The 13,087-nt window shown below is 64.9% G+C and carries 13 protein-coding genes; 6 read left to right on the top strand and 7 right to left on the bottom strand.

Translation table 11 applies throughout. The features are described 5' to 3' along the window. The first annotated feature begins 11 nt into the window (after positions 1 to 11). Positions 12 to 773: an amino acid ABC transporter ATP-binding protein gene (locus BM279_RS17790; protein ID WP_013790176.1), complete on the top strand. Its 762-nt coding sequence runs from the start codon at positions 12 to 14 to the stop codon at positions 771 to 773. A gap of 128 nt (positions 774 to 901) precedes the next feature. Here the strand turns inward: BM279_RS17790 and mmsB are convergent, their stop codons facing one another. From mmsB to BM279_RS17805, 3 genes are read right to left on the bottom strand one after another with little or no spacing between them, the layout of a single operon-like run. Next, a complete protein-coding gene (mmsB, locus tag BM279_RS17795; RefSeq protein ID WP_093505890.1) occupies positions 902 to 1,798 on the bottom strand; it encodes a 3-hydroxyisobutyrate dehydrogenase in 897 nt (298 codons plus the stop codon). 10 nt (positions 1,799 to 1,808) lie between these two features. Continuing rightward, positions 1,809 to 3,305: a CoA-acylating methylmalonate-semialdehyde dehydrogenase gene (locus BM279_RS17800; protein ID WP_093505893.1), complete on the bottom strand. Its 1,497-nt coding sequence runs from the start codon at positions 3,303 to 3,305 to the stop codon at positions 1,809 to 1,811. 19 nt (positions 3,306 to 3,324) lie between these two features. Further along, a complete protein-coding gene (locus BM279_RS17805; protein WP_093505895.1) occupies positions 3,325 to 4,677 on the bottom strand; it encodes an MFS transporter in 1,353 nt (450 codons plus the stop codon). 121 nt (positions 4,678 to 4,798) lie between these two features. Between BM279_RS17805 and BM279_RS17810 the strand changes: the two genes are divergently transcribed. From BM279_RS17810 to BM279_RS17830, 5 genes are all read left to right on the top strand, one after another. Then, entirely contained in the window at positions 4,799 to 5,743 is a 945-nt protein-coding gene (locus BM279_RS17810) for a LysR family transcriptional regulator (RefSeq protein WP_093505897.1), read from the top strand. 67 nt (positions 5,744 to 5,810) lie between these two features. Beyond that, entirely contained in the window at positions 5,811 to 6,317 is a 507-nt protein-coding gene (locus BM279_RS17815; protein WP_013790181.1) for a nuclear transport factor 2 family protein, read from the top strand. Positions 6,318 to 6,421: 104 nt separating this feature from the next. Then, positions 6,422 to 7,132 carry a phosphatidylcholine synthase gene (gene pcsA / locus BM279_RS17820; RefSeq protein WP_013790182.1) on the top strand — a complete coding sequence of 237 codons (711 nt, stop codon included), beginning with the start codon at positions 6,422 to 6,424 and terminating at the stop codon, positions 7,130 to 7,132. Between the two features lie 7 nt (positions 7,133 to 7,139). Further along, on the top strand, positions 7,140 to 7,454 hold the full coding sequence (locus tag BM279_RS17825; RefSeq protein ID WP_013790183.1) for a GIY-YIG nuclease family protein: 315 nt from the start codon (positions 7,140 to 7,142) through the stop codon (positions 7,452 to 7,454). A gap of 52 nt (positions 7,455 to 7,506) precedes the next feature. Further along, positions 7,507 to 8,442, top strand: coding sequence for a glutathione S-transferase family protein (locus BM279_RS17830; RefSeq protein WP_093505899.1), 936 nt, complete (start codon positions 7,507 to 7,509; stop codon positions 8,440 to 8,442). A 186-nt stretch (positions 8,443 to 8,628) separates the two neighbouring features. Here the strand turns inward: BM279_RS17830 and eutC are convergent, their stop codons facing one another. The 4 genes from eutC to BM279_RS17850 form a co-directional block, all read right to left on the bottom strand. Continuing rightward, positions 8,629 to 9,438 (bottom strand): ethanolamine ammonia-lyase subunit EutC, encoded by an 810-nt coding sequence (eutC, locus tag BM279_RS17835; RefSeq protein WP_093505902.1) that lies wholly within the window; start codon positions 9,436 to 9,438, stop codon positions 8,629 to 8,631. Positions 9,439 to 9,447: 9 nt separating this feature from the next. Further along, positions 9,448 to 10,842, bottom strand: a complete 1,395-nt coding sequence (locus BM279_RS17840) for an ethanolamine ammonia-lyase subunit EutB (protein WP_013790186.1) — start codon at positions 10,840 to 10,842, stop codon at positions 9,448 to 9,450. A gap of 48 nt (positions 10,843 to 10,890) precedes the next feature. Beyond that, positions 10,891 to 12,336, bottom strand: coding sequence for an ethanolamine permease (gene eat, locus BM279_RS17845; RefSeq protein WP_093505904.1), 1,446 nt, complete (start codon positions 12,334 to 12,336; stop codon positions 10,891 to 10,893). Positions 12,337 to 12,415: 79 nt separating this feature from the next. Beyond that, on the bottom strand, positions 12,416 to 13,087 hold a 672-nt coding region (locus tag BM279_RS17850), incomplete at its 5' end, for an aldehyde dehydrogenase family protein (protein WP_143103613.1).

Genomic DNA, 13,087 nt, shown 5'->3' on the forward strand with positions numbered 1-13,087 from the left:
GAGTCACTTAGATGAGCGAAGCAAACAAGCAACCCAGCGCTGAGCCGATTATTCAGCTGCAGGGCGTGAACAAGTGGTACGGCCAGTTCCACGTTCTCAAGGACATCAACCTGGATGTGCGTCAGGGCGAGCGTATCGTGCTGTGCGGCCCGTCGGGTTCGGGCAAGTCGACCACCATCCGCTGCATCAACCGCCTGGAAGAACACCAGGCCGGTCGCATCGTGGTCGATGGCACCGAGCTGACCCGTGATCTGAAGGACATCGAGACCGTGCGCCGCGAAGTGGGCATGGTGTTCCAGCACTTCAACCTGTTCCCGCACCTGACCGTGCTGCAGAACTGCATCCTGGCGCCGATGTGGGTTCGCAAGATGCCCAAGCGCAAGGCCGAGGAAATCGCCATGCACTACCTGGAGCGCGTACGCATTCCAGAGCAGGCCCACAAGTACCCGGGTCAGCTGTCCGGTGGTCAGCAGCAGCGTGTGGCCATCGCCCGCGCCCTGTGCATGAAGCCCAAGATCATGCTGTTTGACGAGCCGACGTCGGCACTCGACCCGGAAATGGTCAAGGAAGTACTCGACACCATGATCGGTCTGGCTCAGGACGGCATGACCATGCTCTGCGTAACCCACGAAATGGGCTTCGCCCGCACCGTGGCCGACCGCGTGATTTTCATGGACAAGGGTGAGATCGTCGAACAGGCCGAGCCGAACGCCTTCTTCGACAACCCGCAGAACGAGCGTACCAAGCTGTTCCTGGGGCAGATCCTGCACTGAGAACGGGCGGGCAGGGCGCGGGCATTTGTCTGCGCAATGACCGAAACGCCGATGAAAGAACGCCGGGGCATCAGCCCCGGCGTTTTTTTATGGGTGAGAAGCAGGTTTTGCTTGTTGGCTCCTGAGCCTCACGATTTGTCCTGGGGCTTCAGATAGCTGGTGATGATCGCCGAGAAATCCAGCCCGCCGTGCCCGTCGCTACTGAAGCGTTGATAGAGCTGTTGAGCGAGGGCGCCGAGTATCACCGGCTGTTTGATCTGCCGCGCCGCCTCGGTGGCCAGGCCCAGGTCCTTGAGCATCAGGTCGGTGCCGAAGCCGCCGCTGTAACCCCGCGAGGCCGGCACGTTGTCGAGCACGCCGGGGTAGGGGTTGTTGGTGTCCGAGCTCCAGCAGCGCCCGCTGGAGGTATTGATGATGTTCGCCAGTACCTTGGCGTCGATGCCCAGTGACACCCCCAGCGCCATCGCTTCGGCGACGCCGATCATGGAAATGCCGAGGAGCATGTTGTTGGCCACCTTGGCCACCTGTCCGTTACTGCTGCCGCCACAGTGCACGATGTTGCGGCCCATGGCTGCGAGGATCGGCTGGGCCTTGGCGAAGTCCGTCTCGGCGCCGCCGACCATGAAGGTCAGGGTGCCGGCAGCCGCGCCACCCGTGCCGCCAGACACCGGCGCATCGAGCATCGGGTTACCGTGGGCAACCGCTGCCTCGGCGACCTCCCGTGCAGACAGCGGGTCGATGGTCGAGGAGTCGATCAGCAGCACCCCGGGCTTCACGTTGGCCAGCAGGCCGTCATCGCCGAGGTAGACCGCTTTCACATGGGCCGAGGCCGGCAGCATGGTGATGACGATCTCGGCATCCTGCAGCACGCCGCTGGCGCTGTCGGCACCCTTGGCACCTGCGTCCACCAGGGCCGCGACGGCGCCGGTAGACAGGTCGAAGACGCGCAACGCATGGCCTGCCTTGAGCAGGTTGTGGGCCATGGGTGCGCCCATGTTGCCCAGGCCGATGAATCCGATATTCATGGTCGTCGCCTCACTTCAGGGTGATGGTGGTGTTTACTGCGCCGCCGACATCGCTCTCGTCGAACCAGCGCTGGGTCACGGTTTTGGTCTGGGTATAGAACTGCACCACCTGCTTGCCGTACGGGCCCAAGTCGCCGAGCTTGGACGCCCGCGAACCGGTGAAGGAAAACATCGGCACCGGCACTGGAATCGGCACGTTGATGCCTACCTGGCCAACGTCGATCTCCTCCTGGAAGTGCCGGGCGGCGGCGCCGGAGCGGGTGAAGATCGCCGTGCCGTTGCCATTGGGGTTGGCATTGATCAGCGCGATGGCCTCATCCAGGGTTGCGGCGTGCATCACGCACAGCACCGGGCCGAAGATTTCCTCTCGGTAGATGCTCATCTGCGGCGTTACCGCGTCGAAGATGGTCGGGCCGACGAAGTTGCCGCGCTCGAAGCCCGTCACTGCCGGGTTACGGCCGTCGAGCACCAGGCGCGCGCCTTCGCTGGCGCCGCGTTCGATCAGGCTGCTGACCCGGTCCAGCGCCGCGCAGGAAATCAGCGGGCCGACATCGGTGCCGTTTTCCACACCGCTGCCGACCTTGAGCGATTCGGCCTTGGCCACCAGGTCCGGCAGCCAGCCCTGGGCTTCACCGACCAGAATCACCACCGACAGGGCCATGCAGCGTTGCCCGGCGGCGCCGAATGCGGCGCCGGCGAGGTTGTTGAGGGTCTGTTCCTTGTGCGCATCGGGCAGCACGATGGCGTGGTTCTTGGCGCCCATCATGCACTGCACGCGCTTGCCGGCCTGGCTGGCGCGGTTGTAGACGTGGGTGCCGACGCGGGTCGAGCCGACGAAGGACACCGCCTTGATGTCCGGGTGATCGCAGATCGCGTTCACTGCGTCCTCGGCGCCGTGCACCACGTTGAGCACGCCCGGCGGCACCCCGGCTTCCAGGGCCAGTTCGCACAGGCGCATGGTCACCATCGGGTCCTGCTCGGAGGGCTTGAGCACGAAGGTGTTACCGGTGGCGATGGCCATCGGGAACATCCACAGCGGGATCATCGCCGGGAAGTTGAACGGGGTGATGCCGGCGCACACGCCCAACGGCTGCAGCAGGGTGTAGGTATCGACGCCGCCGGCCACGTTGTTGGCCAGCTCGCCGAGTTGCAGGTTACCGATGCCAGCGGCGTGTTCGACCACTTCCAGGCCGCGGAACACGTCGCCCTCGGCGTCGGCGAGGGTCTTGCCCTGTTCTGCGGTGAGAATGGCCGCCAGCTCTTTCATGTTTTCGCGGATCAGTTGCTGGTACTTGAGGAAGATCCGCGCGCGGGCGCCGACCGGCGTCTTGCGCCAGGTCTTGAAGGCCTGGCTGGCGCTGGCCACCGCGGCGTCGATCTCCTCGGCGGTGGCCAGGGGCACCCGAGCCAGCACTTCCTGGGTGGCCGGGTTGATGACGTCGCGCCACTGCTGGGTGCGTGACTCGACGAATTCGCCGTTGATGAGCAGTTTCACGGTATCGGTCATGGTTCAGTCCTTTCTTCAATCAACGGGCGCGCAAAGGCGCGGGACGTGCGGTATCCAGCGCGGCGCTGGCGATAGGTTGGCGGGGCGGGTCGCTGCGCATCAGGGCGGTGCAGCCCAGTGCGACCAGGCCCATGCCGATCAGGTAGGCGATCACGTAGCGCGGGCTGCCATCGGCAGCGGCCAGCAGGCTGGTGGCGATCATCGGCGCGAAGCCCCCGCCGAGCACGCCGGCCAACTGCACCGACAGCGAGATGCCGCTGTAGCGGATTTCCGCCGGGAACTGGCGAGCGAACAATAGGGATTCCGGTGCGTAGAGGATCGGGAACACCACGCCCACCGCCAGCACCATCGCCCACCACACCAGCAGCGGCTCACGGGTACCGAGCATGGCGAAGAACGGGTAGACGAAGGCGCACAGCAACAAGAGCCCGGTGAAGTACAGGCGCTTCTGGCCGACGCGATCGGACAGCCAGCCGCAGAACGGCATGGTCGCCAGTGACAGCGCGGCGCCGGCGGTAATGGCATGCAGCACGTCGGCCCGGGGAATCTGCAACTGGTTGGCGGCGTAGGCGAGGGCGAAGGTGACCGCCATGTAGAACCAGGCGTTCTCGGCCGTGCGCGCGCCGATGATGGTCAGGGTGGCACGCGGGTGATTGCGCACCACTTCCAGCAGCGGCAGACGTACGCGGCGGTCCTGCTGCTTGAGCTTCTCGAAGTCCGGCGACTCGGCGACCTTGACGCGAATCAGCCAGCCCAGCGCCAGCAGCAACACGCTGGCCAGGAACGGCAGGCGCCAGCCCCAGGCGAGCATCTGCTCTTCGGGCAGCGTGGCGACCGCGCCCATGGCCAGGGTGGAGAGCACCAGGCCGGCGCCGACGCCGGTCTGTGGCAGGCTGCCGTAGAAGCCCTTCTTGCCTTCTGGCGCATGCTCGACGGCCATCAGCACCGCGCCGCCCCATTCGCCACCCACGGCCATGCCCTGCAGAAAGCGCATGACCACCAGCAGCGCCGCGGCCCAGTAGCCGATCTGCTCGTAAGTGGGCAAGAGGCCGATGGCGATGGTCGGGATGCCCATCATCATCAGGGTGAGCATGAGCATCGACTTGCGGCCGATGCGGTCACCGAAGTGGCCGAACAGAATGCCGCCCAGGGGCCGACCGATGAAACCGACGGCATAGGTGGCGAAGGCCGCCAGTACGCCGGTGATCGGGTCGAGGGTGGGGAAGAACAGCTTGTTGAAGACCAGCGCGGCGGCGGTGCCGTAGAGAAAGAAGTCGTACCACTCGATGGTGGTACCCGCCATGCTGGCCAGACCAGCGATACGGTAGTGCTTGCGGCCGGCAGCCGGCCCTTGAGCATGTGAGTCGTTCATGAGTTGCCTGCTTTTGTTTTTGTCGTAGGAACTTGGAACTGTGAGCAGCTGGTGGGCGCTGCGTGTCTGGAGTATAGGTATGCAAACTTTCTGTTTCAGCACCTAAAAAGACAGGTTCGTTATGCAAAAAAGCATGATGTCGGCCGGCCAGATGAACTGGGACGACCTCAAGTTCTTTCTCGAAGTCGCCCGTACCCGAACCGCCAGCAGCGCCGCACGGCGCCTGGGCGTGGACTACACCACGGTGTCGAGGCGTATCGGCGCGCTGGAAAAGGCCCTCGGCACCCTGTTGTTCGAGCGCTCGCGTGCCAGTGGTTTCGTGCTGACTACGGAGGGGCAGCACTTGCTGGGCTATGCCGAGACCCTGGAAAGCACCCTGCAGACGGCCTGCGAACAGGTGTCGGGCGCCAGCCTGGCGCTCTCGGGCCACGTGCGCATCGGCTCGACCGAGGGCTTCGGCAGCTATTTCGTGGCGCCGCAGCTTGGCGGCTTTCAGGACATCTATCCGAACATCGCCATCGACCTGTTGCCGGTGCCGCATTTCATCAGCCTGTCGCGCCGTGAGGCGGACATCGCCATCACCCTGGAGCGCCCCGAACGCGGGCCCTACGTCTGCTCCCGGCTGTGCGACTACGCCCTGAAGCTCTACGCAACGCCCGAATACCTGCAGCGCCTCCCGCCGATCCGACAGGTGGAGGATCTGGGCCAGCATTCGTTCATCACCTACGTCGATGACCTGGCATTCAGTCCGGAGCTGCTCTACCTGGAAGGCATCGTGCCCAATGCCAGCAGCACGCTGCGCAGCACCAGTGTCGTGGCCCAGTATCAGGCCGCCTTGCAGGGGCGGGCGCTGGCGATTCTGCCGTGCTTTCTGGCAGGCCCGGATGCACGGCTGGTCGAGGTGCTGCCGGATGAGGTGAAGGTGATCCGCCAGTTCTGGCTGTACTACCGGGAGGACCTGCGCAAGCTCAAACGCATCACCCTGGTGGCCGATTACCTGCGTGCCTGCGCCGAGCGCAACCGCGCGTTTCTGCTTGGTGATGCTGGCGAGATGGTGTTTGTGTGACTCATTTGCCCATGGCAGTCACGTGCGGCTCGGGCGATACTTGCGCCCACTGCCAGGAGGCCATGCCATGTCCACAGAAAATGCCCAACTGATCACCCGTTTCTACCAGGCGTTCCAGCGCCTCGATGCCGAGGAGATGGCGCGTTGCTACGCGCCGGACGTACGTTTCAGCGATCCGGCTTTTGGCGAGCTGAACGGCGAGGATGCCCGCGACATGTGGCGCATGCTCACCTCACGGGCCAAGAAATTCTCCCTGACCTTCAGCGACGTGCAGGGCGACGCCACTGGCGGCAGCGCCAAATGGGTGGCCACCTACCTGTTCACCCAGACTGGGCGCACCGTGGTCAATCGCATCGACGCATCGTTCGTGATTCGCGATGGGCTTATCGTCGAGCACCGCGACCGCTTCGACATGTGGCGCTGGGCCGCTCAGGCGCTGGGCTTTCAGGGCATGCTGATTGGCTGGACGCCGCTGCTCAAGAACACCGTGCGCAAGCAGGCGCGAGGCGGCTTGCGGCAGTTCCAGGCCGCCCGTGCGTCCGACGGGCAGCACGGCGGAGCAGCGCGCGGCTGAACGGAGTGGTACGCTCTCCGGTCAGAACTTCAGCGATGAATGGCAAGGTGCATGTAAAGGCCTGATTCATCGTGTGAAAGCCCGTCCGCCAGAGTATTTCGATCATGAGTGTTATGTCCGTATCCCCCCGTAAAGCCAAGGCCTGGAGCGTGCACGCGGTAACCGCGAGCGGAGTCATCCTCGGTATGCTGGCGCTGCTCGCGCTGATCGAGGGGCGGGCGGAAAGCTGCCTGCTGTGGCTGGGGCTGGCGCTGCTGGTCGACGGCCTGGACGGCACCCTGGCGCGCAAGTACGACGTGAAGGTGGTGCTGCCGCATTTCGATGGTTCCACCCTCGACCTGGTGATCGACTACCTCACCTACGTATTCATCCCGGCGATCTTCGTCTATCGCTTTATTCCGCTGCCCGAGTACACGCTGCTGCTGTCGGTGGGCGTGATCCTGCTGTCGTCGCTGTTCTGCTTCTGTAACGTCAACATGAAGAGCAAGGACAACTACTTCGTCGGCTTCCCTGCCGCCTGGAACGTGGTGGTGGTGTATCTCTACCTGCTGGACTTCGAGCCCTGGGTCACCTTTGCGGTGATCATGGTGCTGGCCGGCCTGACCCTGACCCGCATGAAGTTCCTGCACCCGTTCCGGGTCAAGCAGTTCATGCCCATCAACATCGCCGTGACCATGGTGTGGATGTTCGCCTGCGCTGGCCTGATCATGCAGTTCCCCGCTCAGCCGGTGTGGCTGCTGGTGCTGTGGGGCCTGTCCTCGGCCTACTTCGTGGGCATGTGCGTGTGGCGTTCGGCCCGCGAGTGGTTCGCCTGACCGCGTGATGAGCGTCAGCGCCGATAAACCCTGGTTCGTCTACCTCGTGCGCGCCGCCAATGGCGCGCTCTACTGCGGCATCAGTGATGATCCACAGCGGCGCTTCGCCCAGCATCAGAGCGGCAAGGGCGCGCGGTTCTTCTTCTCCAGCCCGGCGGTGGCCCTGGTCTACAGCGAAAGCTGCCCGGGCAAGGGCGACGCCCTGCGCCGCGAACGGGCGATCAAGCGTCTCGGCAAGGGCGCCAAGGAGGCCCTGGTGGCCACCGGCAGCCTGATGCATGTGCTTGATGAGCTGCCATCAGCCCCGCTGGAATCTATCTAACGCTGTGGGGAGCTGAGTTAAGCTGGGCGCTCATCCGTTCCCGGAGGCTTCCATGTCTGATCTGATCCTGCACCATTACCCCACATCGCCCTTCGCCGAGAAGGCGCGTCTGCTGATGGGCTTCAAGAACCTGGCCTGGCGCTCGGTGCAGATTCCGCCGGTGATGCCCAAGCCGGACCTCACCGCCCTCACTGGCGGCTACCGCAAGACACCGGTGCTGCAGATCGGCGCCGATATCTACTGCGATACCGCCCTGATCGCCCGCCGCCTCGAGGCGCACCAGCCGCAGCCGGCATTGCTGCCCGGCAAGCAGGCCTTCGCCGTCGCCGCCTTCGCCCAGTGGGCCGACTCGGTGGTGTTCCAGCATGCGGTCAGCCTGGTGTTCCAGCCCGAATCCATCGCTGTGCGGTTCGCCAAGGCGCCGCCGGAATTCTTGCAGACCTTCATCGCCGACCGCAGCAAGCTGTTCTCGGGCGGCCAGGCTACCCGCCTGCCGGCCGAGCAGGCCAAGCACCAGTGGCCTGGCTTCATGACCCGCCTGCAGGCGCAACTGGAGGCCAGCGGCGGTGATTTCCTGTTTGGCGAGGCGAGCCTGGCCGATATCGCCATGGCGCATCCACTATGGTTCCTGCGCGCCACCCCGGTGACATCACCGCTGGTCGATGGCTACCCGGCGGTAGTCGCCTGGCTGGAGCGCGTGCTCTCGTTCGGGCACGGCAACCCGCAGGACCTGAGCAGTGAAGCAGCCGTCGAGGTCGCGCGCGCCGCCACACCTGCGGCGCTGCCCGAAGAAGCGTTCGCCGATCCGAACGGTTTCAAGGCCGGACAGCGGGTGGCCGTTTCGGCTATCGATTATGGCCTAGAGGCAGTCGAGGGTGAGCTGCTATTCGCCGGCGCCGAGGAGCTGATCCTGCGCCGCGAAGATGATCGCGCCGGCGTCGTGCATGTGCACTTTCCGAGGCTGGGCTTTCGTATCGAGGCACATTGAGTTCGATAAAGATCGCGGCTAAAGCCGCTCCCACAAAGGCACCAGGCGTGGGAGCGGCTTTAGCCGCGAGAGGTTTGGGGACAGGCCGTAGGATGGGGCGGGCCGCGTAGGATGGGTGAAACCCATCAATCGCCGATGGGTTTCACCTACGCGGCCCGACCCATCCTACGGCTACGACCTATTGCTTCATCGCTGATCCGGCAACAAAAAATTCCCCGGCCCTGCGTCTTCCAGAGTCGGCACTTCGGCTTCGTCCTTCAGATCCACGCCCGACAGCTGGCGGCGGCAGGCCTCGCGCATCAGGTACAGCAATCGGAAGGTCGCCATGCCGTAGCTCAGGCCTTCCAGCCGCACGTTGGAGATGCAGTTGCGGTAGGCGTCATTGAGGCCGACCCGCGGTGCATAGGTGAAGTACAGGCCCAGGCTGTCCGGTGAGCTGAGCCCTGGGCGTTCGCCGATCAGGATCACCGTCATCTTGGCGCCCAGCCGTTCGCCCACCTCGTCGGCGACGGCGACCCGGCCCTGTTGTACCAGGCTGATAGGCGCCAGTTTCCAACCTTCCTCGGTGATTTGCTCCAGCAGCTTTTCCAGAAATGGCAGGCTGTGACGGCGCACGGCCAGGGAAGACAGGCCATCGGCGATGACGATGGCCAGGTCATAGCCGCGGCCGTTTTCCTTGGCGTAGTCGTCCAGGGCGTTGGCGGATTCTTCGTCCAGGCGCCGGCCAAGGTCCGGGCGCTGCAGGTAGGTGTGCCGGTCCGCCGCGGCGCTGTGCAGTAGCAGGGTATCCAGGCCGCGGCCCTGCAGTTCTTCACACAGGCCTTCATGGTCGAAGGGCAGGTGCACGGCATCGCGGGCCTGGGCGTGGGCGAACTGGAAATCCAGTTGCGCGGCGGTAGGCAGGCTGGTGCCGGCGCGGCCCAGGGCGATACGCGCCGGGGTCAGCTGGCGCAGATGCTGCCAGGGGTTGGGCGTAGCGGGGGATTTATCGGACATGGCGACCTCTCAAGCCAGTTGCGCCAGGGCCTGGCGAAATGCCGGCGGCAGCTCGTTACCCATATGCAGGCGGCCGCCCTGTTGCTGGAAGATGCCCATGCGCGCCAGCCAGGCTTCGAACTCCGGCGCCGCATGCAGGCCGAGCACCTTGCGCGCGTACAGGGCGTCGTGGAACGACGTGGTCTGGTAGTTGAGCATCACGTCATCCGAGCCGGGGATGCCCATGATGAAGTTGATGCCGGCCGTGCCGAGCAGGGTCAGCAGGGTGTCCATGTCGTCCTGATCGGCCTCGGCGTGGTTGGTGTAGCAGATGTCGCAGCCCATGGGCACGCCGAGCAGCTTGCCGCAGAAGTGATCTTCCAGGCCGGCGCGGATGATCTGCTTGCCGTTGTAGAGGTATTCCGGGCCGATGAAGCCGACCACGGTGTTGACCAGAAACGGGTTGAAGTGCCGGGCCACGGCGTAGGCGCGGGTTTCGCAGGTCTGCTGGTCGACGCCATGGTTGGCGTTGGCCGACAGCGCGCTGCCCTGGCCGGTCTCGAAATACATGAGGTTGTTGCCCAGGGTGCCGCGCTTGAGGCTCAGGCCGGCTTCGTAGCCTTCCTGCAGCACCTTGAGGGTCACGCCGAAGCTGGCGTTGGCCGCCTCGGTGCCGGCGATCGACTGGAACACCAGGTCCAGCGGAGCACCGCGCTCGATGGCGGCGATGGAGCTGGTGACGTGGGTCAGCACGCAGGATTGGGTGGGGATCTCGTAGCGCTGGATGATCGCGTCGAGCATGTCCACCAGCGCGCGGATCGAGCTGGCGCTATCGGTGGCCGGGTTGATGCCGATCATCGCATCGCCGTTACCGTAGAGCAGGCCGTCGAGGATGCTGGCGGCGATGCCCGCCGGATCGTCGGTCGGGTGGTTGGGCTGCAGGCGCGTGGACATCCGCCCGCGCAGGCCCATGGTGTTGCGGAATTTGGTGACCACTCGGGTCTTCTGGGCAACCAGCACCAGATCTTGCACGCGCATGATCTTCGATACCGCCGCGGCCATTTCCGGGGTCAGCCCCGGTGCCAGGGCGGTCAGGCTGGTTTCGTCGGCGGCATCGCTGAGCAGCCAGTCGCGCAGCCCGCCCACCGTCAGGTGGCTGACCGGGGCGAAGGCGTCGGCATCATGGGTGTCGACGATCAGCCGGGTGACTTCGTCCTGTTCATAGGGAATCACCGCTTCCTGCAGGAAGTGCTCCAGCGGCACGTCAGCCAGGGCCATCTGCGCCGCGGCACGCTCGGCGTCGCTCTGCGCGGCGACCTCGGCCAGGTAATCACCGGAGCGGGCCGGGCTGGCCTTGGCCATCAGCTCGCGCAGGCTGTCGAAGCGCCAGGTCATGTGGGCGATGGTGTGAGTGAATCCAGCCATGAATCATGTCTCCTGTCGCGGCCGCTTTTCAGCGGCCGCTGCAAGGGGTTAACGCAGTGACTGCTCGGCAGCCTGAATTGCCGCGAACTCTTCCTCCGGCGTGCCGGACACCAGGTGGTGGCGGCTGTACAGCGCGAAGTAGGCAATGAACAGAGCGTAGATGACTGCCGCGCCGATCACGACCCGCAGGTCGACTAGGAAGCAGGCCACCAGCGCTACCGCTGCCAGCACCAGAGCCACCGACGAGGTCAGCACGCCACCGGGAGTGCGATAGGGGCGCGGCATGTCGGGACGACGGCTGCGCAGGGTGATGTGCGCCGCCATCATCAGTACGTAGGACAGCGTGGCGCCGAATACCGCGACCAGAATCAGCAGGTCACCCTGGCCGGTCAGCGACAGGCCGAAGCCGATGATGCCCGGGACGATCAGGGCCATGACCGGCGCCTTGTTGCGGTTGGTCAGCGACAGACTGCGTGGCAGGTAGCCGGCGCGCGACAGGGCGAAGATCTGCCGCGAGTAGGCGTAGATGATCGAGAAGAAGCTGGCGATCAGACCGGCCAGGCCAACCAGATTGACGAACTGGCTCATCCAGGTGGAGCCGCCGTAGACCTTGACCAGCGATTCCACCAGCGGGTTACCCGAGGCCACCAGCGACTGGGCACCGGCGGCGCCTGGGCCGACCAGCAGAATCAGCCCGGCGAACACCAGCAGCACCAGCACCGCGCCGATCAGGCCGCGTGGCAGGTCGCGCTTGGGATCCTTGGTTTCCTCGGCAGCCAGCGGCACGCCTTCGACCGCCAGGAAGAACCAGATGCCGTAGGGCAGGGCGGCCCAGATGCCCAGGTAGCCGAAGGGCAGGAAGCTGCTGGCGCCCTTGGCGTCGGTGGCGGGAATGTCGAACAGGTTGGCGACCTGGAAGTGCGGCGCCATGGCGACGATGTACACGCCCAGGGCGATGGCGGCGACGGCGGTGATGGCGAACATCAGCTTCAGCGCCTCGCCGGCACCGAGGATGTGGATGCCGATGAACACCACGTAGAACACCAGGTAGATGATCCAGCCGCCGACGCCGAACAGCGACTCGCAGTAGGCACCGATAAAACAGGCGATGGCCGCCGGCGCGATGGCGTACTCGATGAGGATCGCCGTACCGGTCAAAAAGCCGCCCCAGGGTCCGAAGGCGGTGCGGGTGAAACCGTAGCCACCGCCGGCGGTGGGGATCATCGACGACAGTTCGGCCAGCGAGAAACACATGCACAGGTACATGGTCGCCATCAGCAGCGTGGCGATGAACATGCCGCCCCAGCCGCCCTGGGCTAGGCCGAAGTTCCAGCCGGCGTAGTCACCGGAGATCACGTAGGCCACGCCCAGGCCGATCAACAGGATCCAGCCGGCGGCGCCCTGTTTCAGTTGCCGGTTGGCGAAGTAGTCGGCGCTGACCGCTTCGGTTTCCACACCGCCGTGCGAGGGTGTGGCGATTGTCTCTTTGGACATGTTGGGACTCCTTCACGCCCCGCCGCAGGCGGCGGGGCGTCGTTTTAGTTGGCTGCGTTCAATTGGCAAATTGGCAGTTTCAGAAGAAGCCCAGCGGGTTGATGTCGTAGCTGATCAGCAGGTTCTTGGTCTGCTGGTAGTGGTCGAGCATCATCTTGTGGGTTTCGCGCCCGACCCCGGACTTTTTATAGCCGCCAAAGGCAGCGTGCGCCGGGTACAGGTGGTAGCAGTTGGTCCACACGCGCCCGGCCTTGATGCCGCGGCCCATACGGTAGGCGCGGTTGATGTCGCGCGTCCACACGCCGGCGCCCAGGCCGAACTCGGTGTCGTTGGCGATGGCCAGGGCTTCGGCTTCGTCCTTGAAGGTGGTCACGCCCACCACCGGGCCGAAGATTTCTTCCTGGAATACGCGCATTTTGTTGGTGCCCTTGAGCAGGGTCGGCTGGATGTAATAACCGCCTGCCAGGTCGCCCTCCAGCTTCTCGGTGGCGCCGCCGGCGAGCAGCTCGGCGCCTTCCTGCTGGGCGATCTCCAGGTAGCTGAGGATCTTGTCGTACTGCTGCTGCGAGGCCTGGGCGCCGACCATGGTGTCGGTGTCCAGCGGGTTGCCGCGCTTGATCGATTTGATCTTCTTCATCACCTCGTTCATGAACGGCTCGAAGATCGACTCCTGCACCAGCGCCCGCGACGGGCAGGTGCACACCTCTCCCTGGTTGAAGAAGGCCAGCACCAGGCCTTCGGCCGCCTTCTC

The sequence above is a fragment of the Phytopseudomonas straminea genome, from assembly GCF_900112645.1.
Taxonomy (GTDB): domain Bacteria; phylum Pseudomonadota; class Gammaproteobacteria; order Pseudomonadales; family Pseudomonadaceae; genus Aquipseudomonas; species Aquipseudomonas straminea.